At 72.9% G+C, this 26145-nt stretch carries 21 protein-coding genes; 11 read left to right on the forward strand and 10 right to left on the reverse strand.

From position 1 onward, the window contains the following. A partial coding sequence (locus T328_RS31700; RefSeq protein ID WP_496499681.1) for an MmyB family transcriptional regulator occupies nt 1-684 on the forward strand: 684 nt, incomplete at its 5' end. 98 nt (nt 685-782) lie between these two features. Here the strand turns inward: T328_RS31700 and T328_RS31705 are convergent. The 3 genes from T328_RS31705 to T328_RS31715 form a co-directional block, all read right to left on the reverse strand. After that, nucleotides 783-2045, reverse strand: coding sequence for an MFS transporter (locus T328_RS31705; RefSeq protein ID WP_496499682.1), 1263 nt, complete (start codon nt 2043-2045; stop codon nt 783-785). Continuing rightward, nucleotides 2042-2530 carry a MarR family winged helix-turn-helix transcriptional regulator gene (locus tag T328_RS31710; RefSeq protein ID WP_496499683.1) on the reverse strand — a complete coding sequence of 163 codons (489 nt, stop codon included), beginning with the start codon at nt 2528-2530 and terminating at the stop codon, nt 2042-2044. The genes T328_RS31705 and T328_RS31710 overlap by 4 nt, the downstream gene beginning before the upstream one ends. A 168-nt stretch (nt 2531-2698) precedes the next feature. Next, nucleotides 2699-3154, reverse strand: a complete 456-nt coding sequence (locus T328_RS31715) for a protein-tyrosine phosphatase family protein (RefSeq protein WP_496499684.1) — start codon at nt 3152-3154, stop codon at nt 2699-2701. A 296-nt stretch (nt 3155-3450) separates the two neighbouring features. On the opposite strand from T328_RS31715, the gene T328_RS31720 reads away from it, so the two are divergent. Then, the gene (locus T328_RS31720; RefSeq protein ID WP_496499685.1) at nt 3451-6210 is read left to right on the forward strand and encodes a hypothetical protein; all 2760 of its coding nucleotides are present in this window, start codon (nt 3451-3453) and stop codon (nt 6208-6210) included. A gap of 66 nt (nt 6211-6276) precedes the next feature. On the opposite strand, the gene T328_RS31725 is transcribed toward T328_RS31720, so the two are convergent. Then, complete coding sequence (locus T328_RS31725; protein ID WP_496499758.1) at nt 6277-7497, reverse strand: ROK family transcriptional regulator; 1221 nt, start codon at nt 7495-7497, stop codon at nt 6277-6279. Between the two features lie 161 nt (nt 7498-7658). On the opposite strand from T328_RS31725, the gene T328_RS31730 reads away from it, so the two are divergent. From T328_RS31730 to T328_RS31755, 6 genes are all read left to right on the forward strand, one after another. Continuing rightward, complete coding sequence (locus T328_RS31730; protein WP_496499686.1) at nt 7659-9152, forward strand: sugar ABC transporter ATP-binding protein; 1494 nt, start codon at nt 7659-7661, stop codon at nt 9150-9152. Continuing rightward, on the forward strand, nt 9149-10204 hold the full coding sequence (locus T328_RS31735; RefSeq protein ID WP_496499687.1) for an ABC transporter permease: 1056 nt from the start codon (nt 9149-9151) through the stop codon (nt 10202-10204). The genes T328_RS31730 and T328_RS31735 overlap by 4 nt, the downstream gene beginning before the upstream one ends. Further along, entirely contained in the window at nt 10201-11238 is a 1038-nt protein-coding gene (locus tag T328_RS31740) for an ABC transporter permease (RefSeq protein ID WP_496499688.1), read from the forward strand. The genes T328_RS31735 and T328_RS31740 overlap by 4 nt, the downstream gene beginning before the upstream one ends. Further along, nucleotides 11235-12482, forward strand: coding sequence for a substrate-binding domain-containing protein (locus T328_RS31745; protein WP_496499689.1), 1248 nt, complete (start codon nt 11235-11237; stop codon nt 12480-12482). Before T328_RS31740 ends, T328_RS31745 begins: the two co-directional genes overlap by 4 nt. Next, entirely contained in the window at nt 12482-13363 is an 882-nt protein-coding gene (locus tag T328_RS31750) for a sugar phosphate isomerase/epimerase family protein (RefSeq protein ID WP_496499690.1), read from the forward strand. Before T328_RS31745 ends, T328_RS31750 begins: the two co-directional genes overlap by 1 nt. A gap of 167 nt (nt 13364-13530) precedes the next feature. Continuing rightward, entirely contained in the window at nt 13531-16635 is a 3105-nt protein-coding gene (locus T328_RS31755; protein WP_496499691.1) for a ThuA domain-containing protein, read from the forward strand. A 92-nt stretch (nt 16636-16727) separates the two neighbouring features. On the opposite strand, the gene T328_RS31760 is transcribed toward T328_RS31755, so the two are convergent. Both T328_RS31760 and T328_RS31765 read right to left on the reverse strand, forming a co-directional pair. Beyond that, nucleotides 16728-17498, reverse strand: coding sequence for a M23 family metallopeptidase (locus tag T328_RS31760; protein WP_496499692.1), 771 nt, complete (start codon nt 17496-17498; stop codon nt 16728-16730). Nucleotides 17499-17549: 51 nt separating this feature from the next. After that, nucleotides 17550-17963 carry an organic hydroperoxide resistance protein gene (locus T328_RS31765; protein WP_496499693.1) on the reverse strand — a complete coding sequence of 138 codons (414 nt, stop codon included), beginning with the start codon at nt 17961-17963 and terminating at the stop codon, nt 17550-17552. A 90-nt stretch (nt 17964-18053) separates the two neighbouring features. Between T328_RS31765 and T328_RS31770 the strand changes: the two genes are divergently transcribed. Continuing rightward, a complete protein-coding gene (locus tag T328_RS31770; RefSeq protein WP_496499694.1) occupies nt 18054-18623 on the forward strand; it encodes a TetR/AcrR family transcriptional regulator in 570 nt (189 codons plus the stop codon). A gap of 167 nt (nt 18624-18790) precedes the next feature. On the opposite strand, the gene T328_RS31775 is transcribed toward T328_RS31770, so the two are convergent. Further along, nucleotides 18791-20260, reverse strand: coding sequence for an MFS transporter (locus T328_RS31775; RefSeq protein WP_496499695.1), 1470 nt, complete (start codon nt 20258-20260; stop codon nt 18791-18793). Nucleotides 20261-20352: 92 nt separating this feature from the next. Between T328_RS31775 and T328_RS31780 the strand changes: the two genes are divergently transcribed. Next, the gene (locus T328_RS31780) at nt 20353-20988 is read left to right on the forward strand and encodes a TetR/AcrR family transcriptional regulator (RefSeq protein WP_496499696.1); all 636 of its coding nucleotides are present in this window, start codon (nt 20353-20355) and stop codon (nt 20986-20988) included. A 309-nt stretch (nt 20989-21297) separates the two neighbouring features. Continuing rightward, a complete protein-coding gene (locus T328_RS31785) occupies nt 21298-22305 on the forward strand; it encodes an endonuclease domain-containing protein (RefSeq protein ID WP_496499697.1) in 1008 nt (335 codons plus the stop codon). A 240-nt stretch (nt 22306-22545) separates the two neighbouring features. Here the strand turns inward: T328_RS31785 and T328_RS31790 are convergent, their stop codons facing one another. From T328_RS31790 to T328_RS31800, 3 genes are all read right to left on the reverse strand, one after another. Further along, nucleotides 22546-23406, reverse strand: coding sequence for a phosphatidylinositol-specific phospholipase C/glycerophosphodiester phosphodiesterase family protein (locus T328_RS31790; RefSeq protein ID WP_496499698.1), 861 nt, complete (start codon nt 23404-23406; stop codon nt 22546-22548). Nucleotides 23407-23705: 299 nt separating this feature from the next. After that, nucleotides 23706-25382: an acyl-CoA dehydrogenase family protein gene (locus T328_RS31795; RefSeq protein WP_496499699.1), complete on the reverse strand. Its 1677-nt coding sequence runs from the start codon at nt 25380-25382 to the stop codon at nt 23706-23708. Then, nucleotides 25363-26115 carry a TetR family transcriptional regulator gene (locus T328_RS31800; RefSeq protein WP_496499700.1) on the reverse strand — a complete coding sequence of 251 codons (753 nt, stop codon included), beginning with the start codon at nt 26113-26115 and terminating at the stop codon, nt 25363-25365. The genes T328_RS31795 and T328_RS31800 overlap by 20 nt, the downstream gene beginning before the upstream one ends. Nucleotides 26116-26145 lie beyond the last annotated feature (30 nt).

Consider the following 26145-nt stretch of genomic DNA (forward strand, 5'->3'; position numbering starts at 1 on the left):
CTGGCCGCGCTGGCCCGCGCGCTGCGGCTCGACGGCGACGAACGCGACCACCTCTTCCACCTCGCCGACCGGCCCCTCCCCCCGGCCGCGTACGGCACGACCGCACACGTACAGCCCGGCCTCCTCGGCCTGCTGGACCAGCTCACCGCCACCCCCGCCCAGATCATCACCGACCTGCACGAGATCCTCGTCCAGAACCCCCTGGCCGTCGCCCTCGTCGGCCGCCCCCCGGCGCAGAGCGGACCCCGGGCGAGCCTGGTCTACCGCTGGTTCACCGACCCCGCGGCCCGGACCCTCTACCCGCCCGAGGACCACCCCCACCACTCCCGCGTCTTCGTCGCCGACCTCCAGGCGGTCGCCGCGAAGCGCGGCGGCGACGCCGAGGTGACCGCGATGGTCGCCGCGCTGCGCAAGCGCAGCCCGGAGTTCGCCGCCCTGTGGGACACCCACGACGTCGCCCTGCGCCGCACGGACCACAAGCGCATCGTCCACCCGGCGCTGGGCGTCATCGAGCTGGACTGCCACAGCCTGTTCAGCGAGGACGGCCGGCAGCGCCTGCTGTGGTTCGGCGCCCCGCCCGACACCGAGGGCGCGGCCCAGCTGCGCCTGCTCTCGGTCATCGGCACCCAGGACCTGACCCCGTCCCCGCCCGCCCCCCGGCACCCCCCGCCGCCGACCCGGTAACCGCCACCACGGGGCGTGTGAAGGAGTGGGCGCAGAAGTGGGCCCGAATTGAGAGCTTTGAGGCGGATTTCTGGGCCACTTGTGCGCCCAGCGGGCGGCTAGCTGCCGGAGGCAGGGGTGTTCTCGGGCGGGGTTCGGTAGGCGCGGAGGGGGGCGTTGGTGGTGGCTATGGCGGCTATGGCCGCGACGGCGGAGAGGCCGCCGGCGACCAGGGAGAACGTGGCGGAGGTGGCGGAGGCTACGAGGCCGCCGCGGAAGTTGCCGAGTTCGGGGCCCGCCACGCCGATGACGTGTTCCACCGAGGAGACCCGGCCCCGGTAGGCGTCCGGGGTTTCCAGTTGGACCAGGGCGACGCGGGTGACGACGGAGATGGTGTCGGCGGCGCCCGCCACGGCGAGGCAGGTGAGGGCCAGCCAGAGCGGGCCGGCCAGGCCGAAGCAGGCGAGGGCCAGGCCCCACACGGCGGCTGCGGTCAATTGGACCGCGCCACCGCGGTGCCAGCGCGTGACCGTGCCGGAGAACAGGCCGACCGTGATGCCTCCGACCGCGACGGCGGAGAGGAACAGGCCGAGGGTCTGCGGGTCGCCGTTGAAGCGGACCTCGTTGACCAGGGGGAAGAGGGCGACGGGCATCGCGAGGAGCGTGGCGGACAGGTCGGTGGCCAGCGCGCCCCACAGCGTGTGGCGGCGCAGGACGATGCGCCAGCCGCCGCGTTCCGCCCTGCGTCTGCCGTTTTTCGTCTGCACGCTGTCGGGGCGCATCGCGGGGAGGCGGATGACCGCGAGCATCGCGACGGTGATGGCCGCGGCCTGGGTGGCGTACGCGGCGGGGAAGCCCCAGCGGGTGATGATCAGCCCGGCGGCTGCCGGGCCGGCGAGCATCGCGACTTGGAAGGAGACGTTGTTCAGCGCGAGGCCCGCCGCGACCTGGTCGGCCGGCAGCAGGCGGACCGGGAAGGTGCGCCGGGCGGGTGCGCCGAGGGCGGCGCATGCGGTGTTCAGGGCGACCAGGGTGAGGAGGAGGACGACGTTGCGGTTGTCCGCCAGCGCCTGGATGCATAGGGCGCCGGCGGCCAGCAACTGGCCCGTGGTGGTGGCCCGTACCAGCGCGCGGCGGTCGATGGTGTCGGCCAGGGTGCCGCCGAGGAGGCCGAACGGGATCATCGGCAGACCGGTGGCCAGGCCGATGGCGCCGGTGCCGATGGGGCTGCCCGTCAGGTCCCAGACCTGGGCGAGTACGGCCACGCTCGCTATCTGGGCGCCGAGTTGGGAGGCCGAGGTGCCGATCCACAGGGCGCGGAACGGCGGGCTGCTGCGCAGCGGGCGGGTGTCGAGGAAGCGGACGCGGACGCGCCGCCTCATCGGGGTGGCTCGACGAGGTGCTCCTCGATGCGTTCGCGCATCGACCGGTTCTCCAGCGCACTTCGTACGTCCTCGACAACCGCCGACATCGCGTACGGCAGCTCGCGGTCCAGCTCGGCGACCGTCGCGTGGGTGGCGCGCCACTCCGCTTCCAGGAACGGCACGAGCGCCCGGCCGCGTTCGGTCAGGTCGATCCGCCGGGTACGGGCGTCGGGCCCCGGCTCGGAGGTGACCAGGTCCTCCTTGCGCATCGCGGCGACGGTCTGGCTGACGGCGGAGTGCGAGCGGTGCAGGGACTCCGCCAGCTCGCGGATGGTCAGCGGCCCGGTGTGGGCGAGGCGGATCAGCGGGTACGCGAAGCGGGGGCGTACGCCCTCAACGCCGCGGGCGACGTAGACCTGCTCGATCTCGGCGTCGAGGGAGGCCAGCAGCGCGTACAGGTCTTGCCAGGGGTCCGGCAGCTTGGTGGGATCCGTAGATGTCACAGCGCTAATATAACAGCGCTGGGATAATTCCCGGGGACGGCTGGAGCAGGTCCGGGCCGTCGAGGGAGACGGGGTGGCGCATCTCAAGTACCTGGTTCACCCCGCGCGTTGACCGCCCGGCCGAACGGGCTCACCCCGCCGGTCGTCGCGCCGGCGCCGTGCGGCGGGTCAGCCCGTTCGCGCGCCGCGGCTCTCCGGGAAGCGGGTCACGTACCGGCGCTGCCATGGCGTCTCCACCGCGCGCGGGTTGAAGTGCTCCCGTACGTACGACACCGCCCGGCCCGCCGGCACCCCGTCGAGCACCGCGAGGCACGCCAGCGCCGTCCCCGTACGACCCACCCCGCCCCCGCAGGCGACCTCCACCCGCTCCGACTCCGCCCGCTCCCACGCCTCGCGCAGCACCGCCTCCGCCGCCGGGCGGTCGGCCGGCAGCCGGAAGTCGGGCCACCGGACCCACCGGCTCTCCCACGCCACCGCCGGCGGCGTCCGGCCCAGCAGGTACACCCCCAGCTGTGGGTCGGGACCGGCGGACGGGGCCGGCTTGCGCAGGCCGCGCCCGCGGACCAGCCGCCCGGACGGCAGCCGCAACACCCCGGGCGCGGTGGGCTCCCACGTCTCGCTCATACCATCGAGCGTAGCTGCGGGAGCCCATCCGCCGGGGGCGTACGCGCTACTGCCGGACCGCTCCGTGGACGTCGCTACGCGAGGGGGCTCCGCCCCACCCCTGACCCCGGCGGTGACGGGGTCGCGCCCACAGGCCGTGGGGGCCCGCGGTGGTTGTCAGTGGGTGCCGGTACCTTGCACATGATCGGGCCGCGGTCAGCGACGGGGCCCGACGCACGCCGATCCGCACTCCGGGCATCCTGGGAGCCTCCGCCATGCCTCGTAGCGACGCAGCGGTCACGTCTGCCGTCTACGCCATGACCGATCGCGCCGTCACCCGTGCGCTCCTGAGCCGGGTACGGCAGGAGACGGTCGAACTGTTGGCGGGCAACCGTCACTGGTTGCCGCCGCTGCTCGTCGACGAGGTGATCGCCTCGCGGGATCCGGAACTGCGTGCGGCGCTCGCCTCGTCGGCTCCGCACCGGCCGGGCGATCTCTTCGGCCGGCTGGCGGCGTTGGGTGACCCGGCCCTCGCCGAGGGGCTCTACGGTATGCGCGGGCATCCTCGGGGGAGCTCCATACCGACGTCGGGTTTTGATCGCCCCGAGCAGCGGCGCGCGGTGTGGGCGGGCGCGGTGGCCACCGCCGACGATCCCGGCTGGCGTGCCCCGGACGGGCTGCTGACGAAGCTGCTCGCGACCAAGGACCCGGATCTGCTGCTGCCCGCGCTCCACAGCCCCTTTCCCGAACTCGTGGCCCATGCGCTGGTCAAGACCAGCCATCTGAACTCCGCCGAGGTCCAACTGCGCACCTGCCGGCGGGTGCTGGCCCGCCACGGTGTGCAGACCCTCCTCGACCTGGCGGAGCCGCCCGCCGTGCGTCGCCCGGTCGCCGAGACGGTGCGCCGGGCGTGCGCGTCGGTGAACCCCGACGAGGTGCTCGCGGAGGCGATCCGCAGGGAGCAGGAACCACCGCCCCGGCCGGCGCCCTCCGCACCGGCACCGGACACGGAGCCGCCCCGCCAGAGTGTGAAGCAGACCGGTCAGGCGGACGCAAACCCCGGCGCGCCGCCGCCCGCGGACACCGTCCGGGGCGTGCCCTCCGTGACGACGGCCGAGCTGATCGACGGACTGCGTAACTGGGACTGGCGTACGCCGGTGTCCGTACCGGAGGAACCCGAGGCAATCGACTGGGACGCCCTGATCGAGGCGCACCGAGCCATACCCTTCTCCGTACCAGGGCTCTTCCGACTGTGGGGAGGGCGAGGGGACTGCCCCGAGGAACTCGCCGTGGCGGCCTTCGCGGCGGATCCTCCCGCGCGTGATCCCGCTAGCGGGAGGGCCGGAGGCGGGGCCCTGCACTGGTCGATGCTGACGGCCGTCGACTTCAGCCTTGACGAACGGGGCTTGCACGCCGTACTGGCGGAGGGGATCACCTCCGGCGTCTTCCCCGTGGATCGCGTCCTGGCCGAGATCGGGCCCGCCCGCCACGTCCTGGGCGCGCTGCCGCACTCCGACGAGCGGGTCCGCGGCGCCCTCGACGCACAGGTGGCACGCCTGGGCTCGGACTTCGCGAACTGGCGGGCCCTGCACAACCGGCTGCCGCGCTTCAACGGCAGCGTGCGCGCCCTGGTCGACACCGCCCTCGCGGAGGCACCTCAACACGTGGGCAAGCCCTGGCCGAAGCCGCTGGGACCGGAGTTCCCGCCCCGGCGCAACGCCGTCGGCAGGGCGGCCTGGCTGCACCTGTTCGACCGGGCAGGCAAGGATGCCCAGCTCGCCCTCAGTGAGCACATGGACGGCCGGGCCATCCAGCAACTGCTGGTGTGGCACCAGCCGGACCAGGACCTGCGCGACCACATCGTCGCGACGCACGGGGCGGCCGTCCTCGCGGGCCTCGCGTCGCACTGGAACACCCCCGTCGAGGTGATCGAGGAACTGATCCCCTACGACGAGCCCGAGATCAACGCCGCGCTCTTCCTCCACACCGATCTCACCGACGCCCAGCGCCGGCACGTCCTCGCCGGCCGGCTGTGGGAGAAGGGCGAGGCAGCCACCCCGACGGACGAGCGGCTTCCGCTCACCCCCGCCCTCGTCAAAGGCATGGAGGAGAGCGCGCGGCGCAACTGGCTGCTGCCCGTCTGCGACTCCGGAGACCCGCTGCTGTGCCGGATCCTCCTCGGCAGCCCGCGCGTCAAGGTCCACACCGAAGCGCAGCAGCTCCTCATGCTGGTGCGGCTGTGGGAGCGGCACGGTCCGGACGAGGTACGGGCGCTGCTCGACGAGACGAAGTTCCCACCGCGTAAGCAAGGCAAGCACCCACTGCCCCCGAAGGTCCTCACGACCGCGCGTACGGCCCTGGACGCGGCCGACGGACTCGCGGCGCTCCGCGCCGCCCAGGCACATGCCGCAGGTCCCGAGGGACTGGTGGACTACCTGCGCACCGCCGTTCCGCAGGGGGAACTGGCGAAGTCCCTCGACCACTGGGCGGAGGAGAACAACGGCGTCCGGACCTCGCAGCCCGCGGACGCTCACCGCACCGAGCCGATGCCGTGGCCCGAACTCCTCGCCGCGCACCGCGCGGAGCCGTTGCCCGACCGTCTCCTGGTCGACCTCATGAGGCTGGCGGGCTGCCCCGCTGATCTCACGGAAGCCGCCGCGGAGGCGGAGTTCCGACTGTCACACCCCGCATACACACCCCGGCGGGGAAAACGTCCGCCCACCGTGCCCGAGATGCTCAGGAAGCTCCCCGCGCCCGTGCACGAGGGCCGAAGCCCTTGGCTGGAGAAGGCATTCGAGACGGATCGGGTCACCCTGGCCGATGTCCTGCGCGATGCCTTCCCGGCCGGGGCGTGCGTGGCGTTCCTGGGCAGCGTGCTCCGCCCGGCACCGGAGGACGAGGACGGCACCGAGGGCGGCACCTTGGACACACACGAGGTTCGCCGTGCCGTGGACGAACTCGTCGGGCAACACCTGGGAGACGCACCCGACAGCTGGGCCATGGCGCTGCATCTGACGGCCGACTTCGAGGGGACGCTGCCGGAACTTCTTGCCACGGCGGCAGCGATCGTCAGCTGAAGACGCCTCAGCTGAAGTCGCCCCGGCTGAAGGGCCTCAGCTAATGATGCCTCAGCTGAAGTAGCCTCAGCCCGCCGCCGCCCCCGCCAGGGCCCGGTCCACCTGCATCGGCGACAACGCGTGCTCGATCGCCAGAATCCCCGCCCCGATCGCCGCCGCGTTCTCCCCCGTCCGGCTCGGCTCGATCCGCAGCACATGCGTCGCCAGCGGATGCGACCTCCGGTACACCGCCTCCCGCACCCCCGCCAGCAGCTGGTCGTGCACCGCCGCCAGCGCGCCGCCCACCACCACCGTCTCCGGGTTGAAGAAGTTCACCAGCCCCGCCAGCACCTCCCCCACCGCCCGGCCCGCCTCCCGGACCATGCGGACCGCCTCGCGGTTGCCCTCCTTCACCAGCCGTACGACATCCAGGCCCGCCGACGCCTGAAGCCCCAGCTCCTTCAGCCGGACCGCCAGCGCCGCGCCGCCCGCGACCGCCTCCAGGCAGCCGGAGTTGCCGCAGCGGCACAGGTCCTCGCGCTCGCCCACGCGGATGTGGCCGATGTCGCCCGCCGAGCCCTGCGCGCCCCTGTGCAGCCGGCCGTCCGCGACGATGCCGCAGCCGATGCCCGTGCCCACCTTCAGGTAGAGCAGGTACGCCGTGTCGGGGAAGGCCTGGCGCTGTTCGGCGAGCGCCATGACGTTCACGTCGTTGTCCACCAGCGCGCGGACGCCGAAGCGCTCGTCGAAGAACTCCGGGATCGGGAACTGGTGCCACCCCGGCATGATCGGCGGGTCCACCGGGCGGCCGGTGGAGAACTCCACCGGGCCCGGCACGCCCGCGCCGATCGAGCGGAGCGTCCTGGGGTCCCGGCCGGACTCCTCCAGCAGCGCGTGCAGCGTCCGCTCCACGTGGCCGAGAACCGCCGCCGGGCCGTCCGCGATCTTCAGCTGGTCCTCGCGGACCGCGAGCAGCGTGCCGCCGATGTCCATCAGCGCGACCCGGCAGTGCGAGGCGCCCAGGTCGACCCCGGCGACGGCGTGCTCGCGCGTGCGCAGCGACAGGCGGCGCGGGGGGCGACCGCCGGTCGAGCCGGCTTCTGCGTCCTCGTCGACGAACCCGTGCGCGATCAGCGCGTCGACGCGCTGGGAGACCGTGGAGCGGGCGAGCCCTGTGAGCCGCGCTATCTCGGCGCGCGTGGCCGCGGCGCCGGAGCTGATCAGCGCGAGGACCTCCCCCGGGGACTGGCCCGCGGGCGGGCTGGGGGGCGGCATACCGGAAGCCGATGGCGGCGGCGGTGGCGGCATCGGCGAAGAAGGGGCTGTCACATCGACCACCATAGGCATCGCTTGGACCACCAACAAGGCCTTGTTTGTTTGACTTCCGGCCAAAGTCTTTTCCAACTCATCGAAAATAGCCCTTGCTTAAGCTCTTGACAGTGCAAAGAAGCATGGGGAGATTGCCTTTCATGCTGACGATGCAGGACGTGTCCAAGAGCTTTCTCGGGGTGCGGGTGCTGCACGGGGTGTCGCTCGACCTCGATCCGGGGGAAGTGCACGCCCTGGTGGGGGAGAACGGCGCGGGCAAGTCGACGCTGATGAAGGTGCTGGCCGGGGAGTACGCGCCCGACGAAGGCACCATCACGCTCGACGGCACGGCGCACGCGTTCACACACCCCGTACAGGCCCAGGCCGCCGGGATCGGTCTCATCCATCAGGAGTTCGCGCTGCTCCCGCACCGCACCGTCGCGGAGAACGTGTTCCTCGGCCGCGAGCCGGTACGCCGCGGGCTCGTCGACCGCCGCGCCATGGAGCGGCGCACCGCCGAACTCCTCGCCGAGCTGGACGAGACCGGAATCGCCCCCCATACCCTGGTCAAGGACCTGTCGGTGGCCAGGCAGCAGACCGTGGAGATCGTCAAGGCGCTGGCGGCCTCCGACGTCCGCGTGCTTGTCATGGACGAACCGACCGCACCCCTCGCCGACCACGAGGTGGAGCTTCTCTACGCACTCATCCGCCGTCTCGCCGCCCGCGGGATCGGCATCCTTTACATCAGCCACCGCCTCCGCGAGGTCTTCGACCTCTCCCGCCGCATCACCGTCCTCAAGGACGGCCGCAAGGTCGCCACCCTCACCACCGCCGAGACCACCCCCGACGACGTCGTACGCGCCATGGTCGGCCGCGAACTCGGCTCGTACTACCCGCCCCGCGCCGCGCCCGCCGAGATCGGCGAGCCGCTGCTGACCACCGCCGGCGCCGGCAACGAGCGCCTCGCGGGCATCGACCTGACCCTGCGGGCCGGGGAGGTCACGGGCGTCGCCGGACTCCAGGGCTCGGGTCGTACGTCCCTGGTGCGGGCCCTCTTCGGCGCCGCGCCCTTCACCCGCGGCCACATGACCGTCGCCGGCCGCGCGCTGCGCCCCGGCAGCCCGCGCCAGGCCATCCGCGGCGGCATCGCCCTGGTCACCGAGGACCGCAAGGGCGAGGGCCTGGCGCTGCGGCAGTCCGTACGCGACAACGCCCTGCTCGTCACCCGCGCCGTCCACGGTGACGGGGCAAGGGCGGGTGGGGTCTCCGGGCTGCTGGACCGCGTCAACCTCCGCTCCCGCGGCCACGACCAGGAGGTCCAGTACCTCTCCGGCGGCAACCAGCAGAAGGTCGTCATCGCCAAATGGCTCGCCGCCCGCCCCAGCGTGCTGCTCTTCGACGAGCCGACCCGCGGCGTCGACGTCGGCGCGAAGGCCGCCATCCACACCCTCGTCCGTGAACTGGCCCGCGACGGCATGGCGGTGCTGATCGTCTCCTCCGAACTCCCGGAGCTGATCGGCATGAGCGACCGCATCCTCGTCATGGCCGACGGCGCGCTGGCCGGCGAACTGCCCGCCGGGGCGAGCGAGGAGGACATCATGCGGCTCGCCACCCGGGACGCCGCAGGCACCGCCCCCGAGGGGAGCGCCGCATGACCGCCGTACGGACCGACGCCCCCGCCCCGCCCGCGCGCCCGCGCCGGCTGCCGGCGGCCGGGCGGCTCAAGCTCAACGACCCCGTCGTCGGCGTCTGGCTGGCCGCCGTCGCGGTCACGCTCGTCGGCTGGATCGTCGTCGCCATCGACGGCGGCCAGTTCATGACCCAGTCCAACGCGACCGGGATCCTGCAGAACTCCGTCGCCCTCGGCCTGGTCGCGGTCGGCCAGTCCGCGGTGATCCTCACCGGCTCGCTCGACCTGTCCGTCGCGTACCTCATCAGCCTCGGCACGCTGGTCGCCGCCGAGACGATGGCGGACGGCAGCGTCGTCACCGCCGTGCTCGCCGTGCTCGCGCTCTCCGCGGCGGTGGGGCTGGCCAACGGGCTGATCGTCACCGGGCTGAAGGTCAACGCCTTCATCGCCACCCTCGGCATGTCCTTCATCCTGCGCGGCTACATCGAGGACAACTACACCGGACCGGCGGGCGACGTCCCCGCCTCCTTCCAGCGCCTGGGCTACGACCGCATCGGCTTCATCCCGGTCTCGGTCTTCCTGCTGATCGCCGTGGCCGCCGCGCTGTGGCTGATCACCAAACGCACGCGCCTGGGCCACCACATGTACGCCACCGGCGGCGACGAGCACGCCGCCCGGCTCTCCGGCGTACGCACCAGGCGCACCGTGATCTACGCGCACGTGCTGTGCGCCCTGTGCGTCGGCGCCGCCGCCCTGTTCCTGGCCTCCCGGCTCGGCGCGGGCGCCCCCTGGGCGGGCACCGAGGCGCGCTACGACCTGGACTCCATCGCCGCCGTCGTGCTCGGCGGCACCGCCCTGGCCGGCGGGCGCGGCGGGGTGGCGGGGACGCTCGGCGGGGTGCTGCTGCTCTCCGTGCTGGACAGCATCTTCAATCAGCTCTCCGTCGACCCCTTCTTCAAGAACGTCGTCCGCGGCGTCGTCATCATCGCCGCCGTCGCCCTCTATGCCCGACCGTTCCGCCGCCGCGCGAAGGCCCGTGCCGAGGCGCGGGCCAAGGAGAAGGGAGCGGTCGCATGACGACGACCACACCCCCGTCCACCGCCGGGCCCGCGTCGGCCCTCGCCGGCATCGGCCGCCGGCTCGGCACCGGCGCCCCCGTCTACGTACTCCTCGCCGTCCTGCTCGCCGCGCTGGCGATCACCGACCCCGGGTTCTACGAACCCGACAGCTTCCTCGCGTTCGTCAAGCGCGCCGCGCCGCTGGTGATCCTCGCCGCCGGCCAGTACCTGGTCATCGTCTCCGGCGGCTTCGACCTGTCCGTCGGGGCGGTGGTCACCGCGGGCGTCGTCGCCGCGGCCGAGTTCTACGGCTCGTACCCGGACGCCCCCTGGCTGCTGGTCACCGCCGGGCTGCTGCTCGCCGGAGCGATCGTCGGCCTGGTCAACGGGCTCATCACCACCGTGCTGCTGGTGCCGTCGTTCATCACCACGCTGGGGATGATGCTGATCCTCGAAGGCGCCGTCTTCTACTGGACCGGCGGCTCCCCGCAGGGCGTGCTGCCGGAGAGCTTCCGCGAGTTCGGCCGCGGCGAGGCCGGCGGCTGGCTGCCGTGGGCGGTGCTCGCCTGCCTGGCGGTCGGTGCGATCGCGGTGTGGCTGATGCGCGCGGACTTCGGCCGTACGCTCCTGGCCACCGGCGACAACGAGCGCGCCGCCGCGCTCGCGGGTGTGCGCGTACCCCGCGTGCGCACCCTGGCGTTCGTGCTCTCCGGCGCCGCCGCGGCGCTCGCCGCCGTGCTGGTCGCCGGGTTCTCCGGGGTCTCGGCGCAGGCCGGCCGGGGGCTGGAGTTCGAGGCGATCACCGCCGTCGTCCTCGGCGGGGTCATCCTCGGCGGTGGCCGCGGCTCGGTCGTCGCGGCCATGGCCGGCGCGTTCTCGCTGCAGGCGCTGTTCACACTGCTCAACCTCCAGGGCGTCTCGGGCGCGCTGGAGTCCACGGTGCAGGGATTCATCGTCATCGCGGCCGTCGGCCTGGGTGCCACAGGTCTCCCGGGGCTTTCCCGCCTGCGCCGCCGTCATTCACAACCCTCGGAAGGGAAGTCCTCCTCATGAGCCGTACGCGCCGCACGACACGCCCCGGCGGTGGCAGCCGCCGACTGGTCGCCCCGGCCGCCGCTCTCATGGCCGCCGCACTGCTCGCCTCCTGTTCGTCGGACGCGCCGAAGGACGACCTGGCCGACGACGCCGCCGCCTCGCAGGAGGCGGAGGACGGCGACCAGAAGTCGGAGTTCTTCGACCAGGCCGACTACGACCGGCAGTTGAAGCTCACCGAGGCGACCCCGGAGGGGCCGGAGGGCAAGCCCTGGGAGCAGATGCTGGACCCGCAGGCGGGCGGGATGGTCGACACCTCCGAGTACGCCAGGAAGGGCGGCGCCGACGGGGCCAAGCTGTGCTTCTCCAACGCCGGGGTGTTCAACCCCTGGCGGCAGGTGGGGCTCAAGACGATGGAGGCGGAGGTCGCGCAGCACGACGAGATCGCGGACTTCACCGTCCTGGACGCGCAGGGCAAGGACGACAAGCAGATCTCCGACATCCAGGAGCTGTCCGGAAAGGACTGCGACGCGCTGATCGTCTCGCCGAACACCACCGCCACCCTCACCCCCGCGGTCGAGGAGGCGTGCGGCAAGATCCCGGTGATCGTCTTCGACCGCGGGGTGGAGACCGACTGCGCCGTGACGTTCATCAGCCCCATCGGCGGCTACGCCTACGGGGCCGCCGCCGCGGACTTCCTGGTGGACGAGGTGGACAAGGGCGGCAAGATCGTCGCCCTGCGGATCTCGCCCGGCGTGGACGTGCTGGAGACCCGCTGGTCGGCCGCCGAGATCGCGTTCGAGAAGGCCGGACTCGACGTCGTCGAGGTGAAGTTCACCGACGGCGACCCGTCGAAGACCAAGTCGATCGTCTCCGACGCCATCGCCCGGCACGGCCAGGTCGACGGCGTGTGGATGGACTCCGGCGCCACCTCGGTCGCGGCCGTCGAGGCGTTCGAGGACGCGGGCGAGGACATCCCGCCGATCACCGGCGAGGACCAGCAGGACTTCCTCCAGGCGTGGAAGGACAAGGACCTCACGGCCATCGCGCCGGCGTACCCGACGTTCCAGTGGCGTACGCCCGTGATCGCCGCGCTGAAGATCCTGAACGGCGAGGAGGTCCCCAAGGAGTGGACGCTGCCGCAGCCGGTCGTCACCGAGGAGAACTTCGACGAGTACTACAAGGAGGGCATGCCGCCGCTGCACTACGGGGCCTGCGGCTGCGAGGACCTGCCGGGCTACCCCGAAGACTGGGGCGGTGAGTGATGCCGGCCGGACGACGGCTGATCGGCGCCAACCCGTGGATCTGGCACTCCCCGGTGACCGGGCGGGCGCTGGAGGCGGTGCTGCCGCGGCTGGCGGGCTGGGGGTTCGACTGCGTCGAACTGCCGCTGGAGGAGCCCGGCGACTGGCAGCCGGCCGCCACGGCGAAGCTGCTGGATGACAACGGCCTGGCGCCGGCCGCGGTGATCGCCGCGATGTCGCCGGAGCGCGACCTCGTGCGCGCCGAGCCGTCGGCGGTCCGTACGACGCAGGACTACCTGCGCCGGTGCGTGGACGCGGCGCGGGAGATCGGCGCGCCGGTCGTCGCCGGGCCGATCTACGCCGCGGTGGGCCGGACCTGGCGGATGGACGTGGACGAGCGGGCGGCGGCGTACGCCGAGTGGCGCGACAACATCGCGCCGGTCGTCGCGCACGCCGCCGCGGCCGGGGTACTACTCGCCGTCGAGCCGCTCAACCGGTACGAGACGAGCCTGCTCAACACCGTCGCGCAGACCCTGGCGGCGCTGGACGGGCTGCCCGGCGAGACGATCGGCGTCGCCCTCGACACGTACCACCAGAACATCGAGGAGCACTCCCTGCCCGGCGCCGTGCGCGCCGCGGCGGGGCGGATCGCGCACGTCCAGGTGTGCGCCAACGACCGGGGCGCACCCGGCACGGACCACCTGGACTGGCCCGGTTTCCTCGGCGCGCTGGACGAGGCGGGCTACCGCGGCCCGCTGTGCATCGAGTCGTTCACCGCGCACAACGCCACCATCGCGGTGGCCGCGTCGGTGTGGCGGGCGCTGGCGCCGAGCCAGGACGCCATCGCCGTCGACGGCCTGGCCTTCCTGCGCCGCGCGTTAGGCACCGGCTCGCGCGCCTGACCGCCGCGTACGCGCGCTGACCGCGTACGCCCCACAGGCCGCCGGGCCCGGAGATCAGCGACCCCGCTCCGGGCCCGGCGGACACCCCTGCGCACACCGCGCCTCGTCACCCCCCTCACCGACCGGTACGCCCCTACGCATCCGCACCCCAAAGGAGAGGACCCCTCATGAGCTGTCATGCTCGTGACATAAGACGGACGCTGGTCACCTTGCTGGCCGCCGTCCTGCTCGCGCTCACCGCGCTGCCGTCCAGCGCGGCGGGGAAGGCGCCCGCCTTCAAAGCGCTGCTGTTCACCAAGGCCGTGGGCTACGTCCACGGCTCCATCCCCGCGGGCATCCAGATGGTCCAGGAGGAGGCCGAGGAGAACGGCTTCGAGGTCGACCAGACCGACGACGCCACCGTCTTCAACGACGCCGCGCTCGCCGAGTACGACGTGATCATCATGCTGCAGAACTCCGGCATGGTCTGGGACACCGAAGAGCAGCGCGCCGCCATGCAGACGTACGTGGGCAACGGCGGCGGCATCGCGGCCATCCACAACACGCTCGACATGGGCGTCGAAGCAGAGTTCCCCTGGTGGGACGAGCTGATCAACGGCGGCGCCCACATGCCCAGCCACTCGCCCGGCACGCTGCAGGGCACGGCCAAGGTCGCCGACACCGTGCACCCGTCGACCAAGGGCCTGCCGGAGCGCTGGGAGCGCCCCGAGGAGTGGTACAACTTCGACGCCAACCCCCGCGGCGACGTGCACGTCCTCGTCACCGCCGACGAGACGACGTACGACCCGGGCGGCGACGCCATGGGCGCCGACCACCCCATCTCCTGGTGCCGTAACGCCGAGGGCGGCAAGGTCTGGGCCACCGCCATGGGCCACGAGTCCTCCGCCTACAGCGAGGAGCAGTTCCGCGATCACGTCGTCGGCGGCGTGAAGTGGGCCGCCGGCGCCGAGCCCGGCGACTGCGGCGGCACGGTCTGGAACGGCTACGAGAAGGTCACCCTCGACGACGACACCGCCGACCCGATGGAGCTGGACGTGGCCGCGGACGGCCGCGTCTACTACGCCCAGCGCGCCGGCCAGGTCCAGGTCTTCGACCCGGCGACCCACCAGACCACCACCGCCGGCAAGCTCGACGTCTACACCGGCGGCGAGGACGGCCTGGTCGGCATGGAGCTGGATCCGGACTTCGCGAAGAACGGCTGGATCTACCTCTACTACGCCCCGGCCGGCAGCGCCGAGGACGTGAACCGGCTGTCCCGCTTCACGCTCAAGGACGGCACGCTCGACACCGCCAGCGAGAAGAAGCTGCTCGACGTGCCCGCGTACCGGGACCGCACCTACCCCGAGCCCGGACACACCGGCGGCGCGGTCGAGTTCGGCCCCGACGGCACGCTGTACCTGGGCACCGGCGACGACGTGCCGCCGAACCTCAGCCCCGACTGGCAGGGTTACGCGCCGATCGACTGGCGCGAGGGCCAGGAGATGCTGGACTCCGCGCGGACCGCGGGCAACACCAACGACCTGCGGGGCAAGATCCTGCGGATCAAGCCCACCAATGCCGGCGGCTACACCATCCCGAAGGGCAACCTCTTCGCGGAGGGCACGGAGAAGACCCGCCCCGAGGTCTACGCGATGGGCTTCCGCAACCCGTTCCGCTTCACCGTCGACCAGGAGACCGGCTACGTCCACGTCTCCGACTACGGCCCCGACCGCGGGCTGCCGACGACCGAGCGCGGGCCGGAGGGCCTGGTCGAGTACAACGTCATCAAGAAGCCCGGGAACTTCGGCTGGCCGTTCTGCCACGGCGACAACCAGCCCTACGCCCCGTACAACCCGGACACCGGCGAGATCGGCGCGAAGTTCGACTGCGCCAACCCGACGAACCCCTCGCCGAACAACACCGGCCTGACCGACCTGCCCGACATCCAGCTGCCGGAGATCTGGTACGGCTACGGCGTCTCCGAGAAGTTCCCGGAGATGGGCGAGGGCGGCTCCGCGCCGATGAGCGGCCCGGTCTACAACTACGACGCGAAGAACCCCTCCGAGACGAAGTTCCCCGAGTACTTCGACGGCGCGAGCTTCCTCTACGAGTGGAGCCGCAACTACGTCAAGGAGGTCCGCTTCGACGACAACGAGCAACTGCTGAAGATCAACGACTTCCTGTCGTCGGCGAATTTCAACAAGCCGATGGACATGACCTTCGGCCCGGACGGCTCGCTCTACGTCCTGGAGTGGGGCAGCGAGTTCGGCGGCGGCAACAGCGACTCGGGGCTCTACCGCATCGACTACAGCCAGGGCAAGCGCTCCCCGGTCGCCAAGGCCACCGCCTCGGTGACCAACGGGCCCGTGCCGCTGGCGGTCGACTTCTCCAGCGAGGGCTCCGACGACGCCGACGGCGACGCGCTCACCTTCGAGTGGGACTTCGACGGCGACGGCACCTTCGACTCCACCGAGCCCAACCCCAGCCACACCTACGACACCAAGGGGGACTTCACCGCACAGCTGAAGGTCACCGACTCCACCGGCCAGACCGGCTTCGCCAACATCCCGATCACCGCGGGCAACACCGCGCCCGAGGTGACGATCGAGACGCCGGTCAACGGCAAGCTGATCGAGTTCGGCGACCAGATCCCGTACAAGGTCACCGTGACCGACCCGGAGGACGGCGAGATCGACTGCGCCAAGGTCTTCGTCAACCCGGCCCTCGGGCACGACGACCACGAGCACTCGACGACCGACCTGCCGGGCTGCGAAGGCACCGTCGACACCGGCGACCTCGGCGGCCACCCGGAGGGCGCGGACCTGACGTACGTCCTCAACGCCCACTACGAGGACGGCGGCGGCGACGGCGCGGGCGCGCTGACCGGGTACGACAAGGCGGTCCTGCAGCCGAAGCACAAGCAGGCCGAGTACCGCGACGACCAGTCCGGCACCCGGATCATCGACCAGGCCGGGGCCGAGAACGGCAAGCGGATCGGCGACGTCTCCGACGGCGACTGGATCGCCTTCGACCCGATGTCGGTCGAGGGCATGAGCCAGGTCTCCTACAAGCTGTCGTCGCCGTACGGCGTGGGCGCCATCGAGCTGCGCGCCGACGCCCCGGACGGGCAGCTGCTGGCGACGACGCCGGTGCCGAACACCGGGGACTGGGACACCTACCAGGCCACGGAGGCGGTGCCGGTCGAGGCGCTGGCGGGGTCGCACAAGCTGTATCTGCGGTTCACGTCGCCGCAGAACAACTCGTTCGACGTCGACTCGGTGACGTTCAGCTGATCCACGGGAGGTGAACGGACGGCGGCGCCCCGGGCGGTGAGCCCGGGGCGTCGCCGTGTGCCTGCTGTGCGCGCTGTGCCTGACGGGGGCCGTCAGATGCGGACGCCGTACGCGGCGAGGTACTCGACCGGGTCGATGTCCGTGCCGTAGTCGGTGCCCGTGCGCACCTCCAGGTGCAGGTGCGGCCCGGTGGAGTTGCCGGTGTTGCCGGAGTCGCCGATCGGGGTGCCGCCGGTGACGCGGTCGCCCGCGGCGACGGACATGCGGTCGAGGTGGGCGTAGAGGACGTAGCGGCCGTCGGTCATGCGGACGAGGACGTGGTTGCCGTACGCGCCCTCGCCGGAGGTGCTGTGGACCTCGCCGGGACCGACGGAGTTGACGGGGGTGCCGGTGGGGACGGCGAGGTCGACGCCGGTGTGGTAGCCGGCGATCCAGCTGTCGCCCGGGATGCCGTAGGCCGCGGAGACCGCGTAGTCGGCCGTGACCGGGGCCGCCCAGCCGGGGGCGGGCACCAGGAGGACCTGGCCGGGGTGCAGCAGGTCGGGGTCGGCGCCGATGACGGCTCTGTTGTTCGCGTAGAGCCGTTGCAGCGGCACCTCCATGCGGTGGGCGATCGCGTAGAGGGTGTCGCCCTTGCGTACGCGGTACGTGCGTGGCGCCGGCGCCGCGGGCGCGGGACCGGCCGCGGCCTGCCGGTCGTACGCGGACGGTGGCGGTGGCGGTGGCGGGCCGGCCTGGGTGGCGGACGCGGCGCTCGCGGTGCCGGCCGTGCTCGCTCCGGCGAGGGCCGCGAGCACGGCGGCGAGAGCAACGGTGACGGCGGCGCGCCGCTTGCGGGGGGAGGGGTGACGTCTCGTTGGCACGTTCGTCACGCTAGGTGCGCACACAACCCGTTCCGGTGACGGCGCGCCGGGTCACTCCACGACGAGGTGCACCGGGATGTTGCCGCGGGTGGCGTTCGAGTACGGGCAGACCTGGTGGGTGGCGTCCAGCAGCGCCTTGCCCTGCTCGGCGGGGATGGTGTCCGGCAGCTCCACCCGCAGCGTGACCTCCAGCGCGAAGCCGCCCTCGTCGTTGGGGCCGATGCCGACCTCGGCGGTGGTCGAGACGTCGGAGACGTCGAGGTCCATGCGCTTCCCGACGACGCCCATGACGCTGGTGAAGCAGGCGGCGTAGCCGACGGCGAAGAGCTGCTCGGGATTGGTGCCCTCGCCGGTGCCGCCCAGCTCGGCCGGCGGGGAGAGCGTGACGTCGAGCTTGCCGTCGGAGGTGACGCCGCGGCCGTCGCGGCCGTTGGCGGTGCCGACCGCGGTGTAGAGAACGCGCATGGGAGGGCCTCTCCGGAAGAGGATAACGAACAGACAGGTCTGTCTAGCCCAACCCTCATAGTAGACAGATCTGTCTGGTACGGTCAAGGTGTGACCGCCACTACGAAGGCTCCCGCCGGCGGCCGCGTCCTCGACGCGGCGACGCGGCTCTTTTACGCCGAGGGCGTACACGCGGTGGGCGTCGACCGGATCATCGCCGAGGCGGGCGTGGCGAAGGCGACCTTCTACCACCACTTCCGTACGAAGGACGACCTGGTCGCGGCGTACGTGACCGACCAGTGCCGGCGCCAGCAGCGCGCCGCCGCGGCCCTCGCGGGCGGCCCCCCGCGGGCCACCCTGCTGGCCGTCTACGACTACATCGGCGAGGCCGGCGCGGGCCCGGGCTACCGCGGCTGCCCCTTCATCAACGCCGCCGCCGAGTACCCCGACCCGGACCACCCGGTGCGCCGGGCGGTGGCGGAGTACCGCCGGTGGTTCCGCGGGCTGGTGCGGGACCTGCTGGCGGCGGACGGGCACCCGGACGCGGAGCGTACGGCGGACATCCTGCTGGTGCTGCGCGACGGGCTCGTGGTGGGCAACGACCTGGACGACGCGGCGGCGCTGCGGAAGCTGACGCGCGACGCGGTGGAGCGGGTGCTGACCCCGCGAGCGGCGGCCTGACGCCCGGCGCCGTACGCGCCACGCTAGGCGCCACCGCCGCAGCCATGCCGGCGGTTGCGTTGCTCAGCCCCGGTCGGCGCCGGGGCGCCGACTCCGACATGACCGTGCAGCGTGCGACGGCGGCGCCGAGACCGCAGACGGCACGGCACGGCACGGGTGTACGCAACTCATCTCCCCGGCGTCGTCGGTTTCTCCGGCCGCTTCTCCGGCCGCCCGAGCAGCGCCCCGGCGGCCAGCGCCCCCGCGAGCACGAGCGCGGCGTTGACCCCGACCGCGGCTCTGACCCCGGACAGCACGGCCTCCGGCCCAGACCCGCCGGCGCCCTCGGCGGCGGCGATGCGGGCGGTGGCGATGGTGCTCATCACGGGGATGCCCATGGTGATGCCGATCTGCTGGGTCATCGTGGCGAGCCCGGTGGCCAGCCCCTGCTCGGAGTCGGGCAGGCCGGAGGTGGCGGTGACCATGAAGCCGACGATCATCAGCATGTTGCCGACCCCGCCGGCGAACGTCGCCGCGAGCAGCAGCCAGATCCATCCGCCGGAGGTGCCGAGCGCGAGCAGCGCCGCGGTGGCGACGGCCTGCGCCACGCCGCCGTAGACGATCGCCGCGAGGCTGCCGACGCGGCCGATGACGCGCCCGCCGAGGGTGCCGCCGAGCACCGTGCCCAGGCCCAGGACGCCGAAGGCGAGGCCGGTGGCGAGCGGGGTGTAGCCGAGGACTTCCTGCAGATAGAGGGTGAGCAGGAAGACGAGGGAGGTCTCGGTGAGGAAGGCGACGAGCCCGGCGGCGTTGCCCCACACGACGGTGGGCCGCTTGAGGATCCGTACCGGCACCAGCGGCTTCTGCGCGCTCCGCTCGATAAACCAGAAGGCGGTGAGCAATATGGCGCCGGCGGCGAGCGCGGTGAGGGTGCCGGGCCGGGTCCAGCCGGCTTCGCCGGCCCGGGTGAGCCCGTAGACGAGGGCGAGCAGACCGCCGGTGACGGTGACCGCGCCGGGGAGGTCGAGCCGGGGCCGGCCGGCGGGGCGGGAGTCGGCGATGACGGCGGGGGCGAGAGCGAGTATCGCGGCGGCCACGGGGACGTTGACCAGGAACGCCCAGCGCCAGGAGAGCAGGTCGGTCAGCAGCCCGCCGAGCACGGCGCCCGCGGTGAACCCGGCGGACATGAGCGCCCCGTTGAGCCCGAGGGCCCGCTGCCGCAGCGGGCCCTCCGGGAAGGCGGTGGTGAGCAGGGAGAGCCCGGCGGGAACGACGGCGGCGGTGGCCAGGCCCTGGAGCACGCGGGCGGCGAGCAGCATCCCGGGGGAGGCGGCGAGGCCGCCGAGCACGGACGACAGGCCGAGCAGGGCCATGCCGCCGAGGAAGAGCCGCTTGCGGCCGAAGAGGTCGGCGATGCGGCCGAAGAGGAGGGTGAAGCCGGCGGCGGCGAGGGCGAATGCGGTGGCGATCCACTGCAGGTGGGCGAGGGGGAAACCGAGGCCGGCGCCGATGACGGGGAGCGCGACGTTGAGGATGGAGAAGTCCACGGCGACCATGAACTGGGCGCCGAGGAGGAGGGTGAGCACGAGCTTCTGCCGTCCGGTCATGCGGAGGGCGGGGGCGGCGGGCGCTGCGGTGCCCTGGCCGAGCACGGGCATGGAGGTTCCCTTCGAAGAGCTAACGGGTCATCCGTCCCGTTAACCTGGAAGGTAGCAGAGGATGGCAAGCTAATGAAACTGGAGACCCGTTAATGCTGCCGGCCCCGTCGAGTCCCGATCCCGATCCCGAACCCGATCCCGGCACCCTCCGGCCCGGCGGCCGTACCGCGCGGGTACGGGCGGCGGTGCTCCGGGCCGCCGGCGACGCCTTGGCCGAGCAGGGCTTCGCCCACCTCGACCTCGCCGACGTCGCCCGCCGCGCCGAAGTCGGCAAGACCACCGTCTACCGCCGCTGGGGCTCCGCCACCGGGCTCATCGCCGACCTGCTCGCCGACATGGCGGAGCAGTCCGTACCGCGTACCGAGACCGGCACCCTCCTCGGCGACCTGCGCGCCAACGCCCACCTCGTCCTGCGCACCCTCACCGACCCCCGGCAGGGCGCGCTGTTCCGCGCGGTGATCGCGGCGGCCACGTGCGACGACCGCACAGCGGCGGCCCTGCACCGCTTCTACGCGGTCCGCATCGCCGAGTGGGCCCCCTGCGTCGAACAGGCGGTGGCCCGCGGCGAACTCCCCGACGGCACGAACCCCCACGAGGTCGTCCGCGCCGTCTCCGCCCCCCTGTACTACCGCCTACTGGCCAGCGGCGACCCCCTCGACGCCGCCGCCGCCGACCGCGCCGCGGAGGCGGCGGCGGTGGCGGCGCGGGCGGGGGCGTACGTCGTGTGAGACCCGGTGGTCACCCCGGCAGGTACCCCAAGGGCCAGCGGCGGACATGGCACGAACGGGACGCCTCCTCGCGTCGCGGATCTCGGCATCGCCGGAGCCGAAGTGGAGCTCGCTCCGGACGGCCCACCGCTGGTGCACCTGCGGCACACAGGCGAGATCGGACACGGCCGTAGGCGGAAACCCTTGGTCTGGCCAGTTGAGGGCGAAAAAATCGGGTGTTTCGGACATGAGGCGGCCCTCAACTGGTCAGACAGACCGGTTATCCACAGGGTGATGCGGCCCCGCCTCCGGCTGCGGCAAGCTGCCGACATGACGGGGGGACAGAGGCCGCTGCGCGAGCTGGCGGCTGAGCACGATGGGCTGCTGTCTACCGCTGGCGCCGCGGCGGCGGGATGGACGGCGGACGGGCTGAAGCGCGAGTTGCGCAGGGGCGGGTGGCGGTCGGTGCGCCGCGGCGTGTGGGTCGAGCGTGGGCGAGTCGTCGACTTCGGTCTGCGTCTGAGAGCCGAGCAGTTGGGCGGGCCGGATCTCGTGGTGAGTCACAGCGCAGCAGCCGTGGTGCACGGAATCGAAGTGCTCTCTGCACGGCCGGAGTTCACCAACGCGCGGAGCCGGCAGCGTCCGGCCGGTGCGGGCGTGCTGCACCGGATCCCGCTGGCGGAGGGTGAGGTGACGAGGGTTGCGGGGTTGCGGGTGACGACCGTGGTGCGGACGCTCGCCGACTTGCTGATGACGGCATCGCGGGACGAGTGCCTTGTAGCGGTGGAGTCCGCGCTCACCCGACGACCGGTGTCGGGCGGCGCCGGAGGCCTGGGCGGGACGGCCGCGCAGAGGACGGCTCGGGGCCGCCCGGGCCGCCCGGGTCACCAGGGCCATCCGGGCCATCGGGGCAGGCTCATCGACGTGCAGGATCTCGCGGAGGCGTTGCGGATGTACGGGCACAGGCGCGGCTTCCAGCGCACCGGCGAGCGGATGGGGCTCATCGATCCGCTGGCCGGGTCGCCGGCCGAGACCGTGGCCCGGCTGAGGATGTGGGACGCGGGGTTGCGTCCGCGGAGTCAGGTGTCGTTCTCGGAGCCGCATGGCCGGCGGATGCGGGTGGACTTCTTCTTTCCGGTGGCCGGGCTGGTTGTCGAGATCGAGGGGTACGCCTTCCACGGCAGCCGCGCCGCGCATGAGAACGATGTCGAGAGATTCAATGCGCTCGTGCGCTGTCCCACGGTCCGGCGGGTGCTGCGGTTCACGGCGAGGGAGGTGTTCCAGCGGCCGGATCGCATGGTGCGCGCCGTCCGGGGCGCGCTTCGGGAACTGGCTTAGCCGGGCATCCACGACCAGCACGAAGATGTCGTCTGGCCACCATGCAGTTCCCGCCGCGCCGGCTGCACCTGAGCGAGGACGCCGGGCTGAACAGGATCACACTGGTTGCGGTCATCGGAGCTCAAGGAGGAGTTGGACGAGCTCGGCCGGCGGGTGTGGATGGGGGATGTACGCACGGCCGAGCGGACCGGAAATGACCCCGCGCCGCGGTCGCGGCGCGGGGGGCGTGGCGGCGGGGCGTCAGGAGTCGTGGTTGCGGAGGAAGGTTTGCAGGCCCGGTAGGTCGTCGGTGTTGATCCAGTCGACGTTTGCGTCGAGCAGCGTGCTCCACAGGTTGTCGCGGGCCGGGCCCGGGGTGTCCGGGGTGGCCCAGAAGCGGATGGTCTGGCCCTGCTGGTGGGCGGTGTGGACGATGAGGTTCAGCCAGTTGCGCTCGGCGGCCGGCATCGTGCCGGTGCCCTGCCAGGTGAAGCTGGAGTTCCAGTTGCCGCTGATGAGCGGGATGAACGACGCGGGGACACCGGTGTTGAGGTCGTCGTGGCGGCCGTCGTAGAAGGCGTGGCGGAGCTTCTCGGCCTCCATCGGCGCGCGGGCGCCGCGGTCGCCGGAGATGACGGCGGTCACCGCGCGGCGGCGGACCCGGCCGCCGGCGGCGGAGCTGAAGATCGAGCCGTAGCCGCGCAGCACCTCGGACAGCGCGCGGTACGTGGGGTCGCCGGCGGTCTTGAGGTCGATGAGCAGTTGCAGGGAGAGGTCGTGACCCCGGTAGACGCGGCCGCCGTTGGCCTGTATGCGTCGTGCCAGCGGGTCCAGGTAGAGGCCCTGGAGCGTACGGGAGGGGTCGAGCTGCGCCTCGTCGTGGGCGACGAGGAGCTGGTCGTCGACCAGCCAGATGTCCGACTCGACGCTGGCGAAGCCGTGGTCGAGCGCGTCCAGGAGCGGGCGCTCGTGGAGGTAGTCGTTGTGCGCGTGTGCCCGTCTGAGCGGTGCGGGCCCGCGGCCGGCGGCGTGCGCGTACGAGGGGAGCCCCCCGGCGAGCGCGCCGCCGGCGACGGCGGCTGACAGCGTGGCGACGGCGCGGCGTCTGGAGTAGGCGGACACGGTCGTTCCCTCCCCTGGTGCGGCGTGCAGGATGGACCGAAGTATTGACGCCGCGGGGCGACTTGCACAGGGTTCCCGCGGTGAACGGGAGTTGACCCGCGACGGGCGGCGGACCGGGCCTGTACGGGACGGGGCGCCCGCACACGTACCGTACGAGCCGCGCGAGGCCTCCGGTCCGTACCGTACGAGCGGCGAGGCCTCCCGGTTCGTACCGTACGAGCGGCGAGACCTCCCGGTTCGTACCGTACGAGCCGCACGGGCCCCGGGCCCGTACCGCGCGGAACGCCGCCGCCGCAGCCTCAGCTCCCGCCGTACGAACCCCCCGCCGGGCGCGCCCGCTGCAGGATCGCCTCCGTGTCCACCCCCGGCGGCAGCGTGCCGAACGCCAGCCCGCCGCCGTCGCCGTCGAGGCGCGCCGCGCAGAAGGCGTCCGCCACCGCCGCGTCGCCGTGCCGGTGCAGCAGCGCGCCCTGCAGCACCAGCGCCATCGACTCGACCACCCGGCGCGCCCGGTACTCCGCCGCCGTCACGTCCGCCAGATCCTTGCGCAGCCGTACGACGGCCGCGTCGAGCCGGGCGTCGGCGCCCGCGGCGGCGTCGACCTCGGCGAAGAACGCCGTCACCGTCTCCGGCCGGCGGGCCATGGCGCGCAGCGCGTCGAGCGCGGCGACGTTGCCGGAGCCCTCCCAGATCGACGGCAGCGGCGCCTCCCGGTACAGCCGCGGCATGCCGGACTCCTCGACGTAGCCGTTGCCGCCCAGGCACTCCAGCGCCTCGGCGGCGTGCGCCGGACCGCGCTTGCACACCCAGTACTTGGTCACGGCCAGGCCGATCCGCCGGAACAGCTCCTCCTGTTCATCGGCCGTGCCGGTCTCGCCGCGGTCGACGGCGCCGGCCAGCCGCATGCTCGCCATCGTCGCCGCCTCCGCCTCCACGGCGAGGTCGGCGAGCACGTTCCGCATCAGCGGCTGGTCCGTCAGGCGGGCGCCGAACGCCCGCCGGTGCGTGGCGTGGTGGAGGGCCTGCGCGATGCCGAGGCGCATGCCGCCGGCGGTGGCGAGCGCGCAGTCCAGCCGCGTCATGTTGACCATCTTGATGATGGTCTTCACGCCCGCGCCCTCCTCGCCGATCAGGTGGCCGATCGCGCCCTCGTACTCGATCTCGGCGGAGGCGTTGGAGCGGTTGCCGAGCTTCTCTTTAAGACGCATGAGCCGGATGGCGTTGCGGGTGCCGTCGGGCAGCACGCGCGGGACGAGGAAGCAGGACAGGCCGCCGGGCGCCTGCGCGAGGGTGAGGAAGACGTCCGACATGGGCGCCGAGGTGAACCACTTGTGGCCGGTGAGGGCGTAGAGCCCGGCGCCGTCGGCGACGGGAACGGCGCGGGTGGTGTTGGCGCGTACGTCGGAACCGCCCTGCTTCTCCGTCATCGACATGCCGGCGACGAGGCCCGCCTTGGTGGTGGGCGGACGGAGCCCGAAGTCGTAGTCGGCGGAGGTCAGCAGGGGCTCGTACGCGGCGGCGAGGTCCGGTGAGGTGCGCAGCGCCGGTACGGCGGCGTAGGTCATGGAGACGGGGCACAGGTGACCGGCGTCGGTCTGGCCCCAGACGAAGAGCTTGGCGGCGCGCGCGACATGCGCGCCGGGGGTGCCGGGGGTGCGCTGCCGCCAGGGCGCGGCGTGCAGGCCGTGGGCGACGGCGGTACGCATCAGCTCGTGCCAGTCCGGGTGGAACTCGACCTCGTCGACGCGGTGGCCGTAACGGTCGTGGGTACGGAGGACGGGCGGGTGCTCCTCGACGCGCCGGGCCCACTCCTGCGCCTGCGTACCGCCGGCGAGCAGCCCCAGCTCGCGCACCTCGGCCTCGGCCCAGCCGGCGCCGTGGGCGCGGAGGGACTCCAGGAGGGCGGGGTAGGCGGCGACGTCGTAGGAGGTGAGGGGCGGGGGCTGGTTGGTGACGTCATGGCTCGTCGTCGGCATGGGGGACTCCCAGGGCTCGGAGGGTGAAGGCGGCGAGGCGCGCGGGGGTGCGGGGGCCGGGGGTGCGGAGATCGGGGGTGTGGGGGCCGGGGGTGTGGGGATCGGGGGTGCGGGGGTCGGGGGCGTACGGGCCCGAGGTGTCTTCGTACTGGCCGGGGACACCCGGTGCCCGGCCCTCCGGGCCGCCGGCGGCCCCCGTCGCCGCGCCGGACAACGGGCCGATCAGCGCCTCCGCGCACGCCCCGACGAGGCCGGCCGCGGTCAGCCGCGGGTCCTGCCGGGGCAGCCGCCCGGAGGCGGTGCCCTCGGCGATGCGCGCGGCGAGCACGTCGCGGAACGCCCGGCGGAAGACGAGGCGTTCGGCCTCGACGGCGGTGTCGACGGGCTCGGCGAGCAGCGCGTACGCCAGCCGCGGGCGGCTCAGCGCCCGGCGCGCGAACGTCTCCGCGGCGGCGGCGACGCCCGCGGCGGGGTCGGCGGGCCGCCGCGCGGCGGCGGACACGGCCTCGACCTCGGCGGTGACGACGCTGCGGAACAGCTCGACGGCGAGCACCGACTTGCTGGGGAAGTGGCCGTAGACGCTGCCGGTGGCGATGCCGGCCCGGGCGGCGACGGCGGCGACCGTACAGCCGGCGTAGCCCTCGTCGGCGAGCAGCGCGCGGGCGGCGTCGAGGAGGGCGCGCCGCCGGTCGTCCAGCCGCGCCTGGACGGCGGGGGTGCGGCGGTAGGGCATGGGAAGGATTGAAGCAGCGATTCAGGGCTT

The organism is Streptomyces sp. CNX435 (assembly GCF_059570575.1).

Bases quoted from the DNA above. Each gene is read 5' to 3' on its own strand.
- T328_RS31705 (WP_496499682.1), bottom strand. From the start codon at position 2,045: ATGAGGCGGCGCGTCCGCGTCCGCTTCCTCGACACCCGCCCGCTGCGC.
- T328_RS31715 (WP_496499684.1), bottom strand. From the start codon at position 3,154: ATGAGCGAGACGTGGGAGCCCACCGCGCCCGGGGTGTTGCGGCTGCCG.
- T328_RS31720 (WP_496499685.1), top strand. From the start codon at position 3,451: ATGACCGATCGCGCCGTCACCCGTGCGCTCCTGAGCCGGGTACGGCAG.
- T328_RS31725 (WP_496499758.1), bottom strand. From the start codon at position 7,497: ATGCCGCCACCGCCGCCGCCATCGGCTTCCGGTATGCCGCCCCCCAGC.
- T328_RS31730 (WP_496499686.1), top strand. From the start codon at position 7,659: ATGCTGACGATGCAGGACGTGTCCAAGAGCTTTCTCGGGGTGCGGGTG.
- T328_RS31735 (WP_496499687.1), top strand. From the start codon at position 9,149: ATGACCGCCGTACGGACCGACGCCCCCGCCCCGCCCGCGCGCCCGCGC.
- T328_RS31740 (WP_496499688.1), top strand. From the start codon at position 10,201: ATGACGACGACCACACCCCCGTCCACCGCCGGGCCCGCGTCGGCCCTC.
- T328_RS31745 (WP_496499689.1), top strand. From the start codon at position 11,235: ATGAGCCGTACGCGCCGCACGACACGCCCCGGCGGTGGCAGCCGCCGA.
- T328_RS31750 (WP_496499690.1), top strand. From the start codon at position 12,482: ATGCCGGCCGGACGACGGCTGATCGGCGCCAACCCGTGGATCTGGCAC.
- T328_RS31755 (WP_496499691.1), top strand. From the start codon at position 13,531: ATGAGCTGTCATGCTCGTGACATAAGACGGACGCTGGTCACCTTGCTG.
- T328_RS31765 (WP_496499693.1), bottom strand. From the start codon at position 17,963: ATGCGCGTTCTCTACACCGCGGTCGGCACCGCCAACGGCCGCGACGGC.
- T328_RS31775 (WP_496499695.1), bottom strand. From the start codon at position 20,260: ATGCCCGTGCTCGGCCAGGGCACCGCAGCGCCCGCCGCCCCCGCCCTC.
- T328_RS31780 (WP_496499696.1), top strand. From the start codon at position 20,353: ATGCTGCCGGCCCCGTCGAGTCCCGATCCCGATCCCGAACCCGATCCC.
- T328_RS31785 (WP_496499697.1), top strand. From the start codon at position 21,298: ATGACGGGGGGACAGAGGCCGCTGCGCGAGCTGGCGGCTGAGCACGAT.
- T328_RS31795 (WP_496499699.1), bottom strand. From the start codon at position 25,382: ATGCCGACGACGAGCCATGACGTCACCAACCAGCCCCCGCCCCTCACC.
- T328_RS31800 (WP_496499700.1), bottom strand. From the start codon at position 26,115: ATGCCCTACCGCCGCACCCCCGCCGTCCAGGCGCGGCTGGACGACCGG.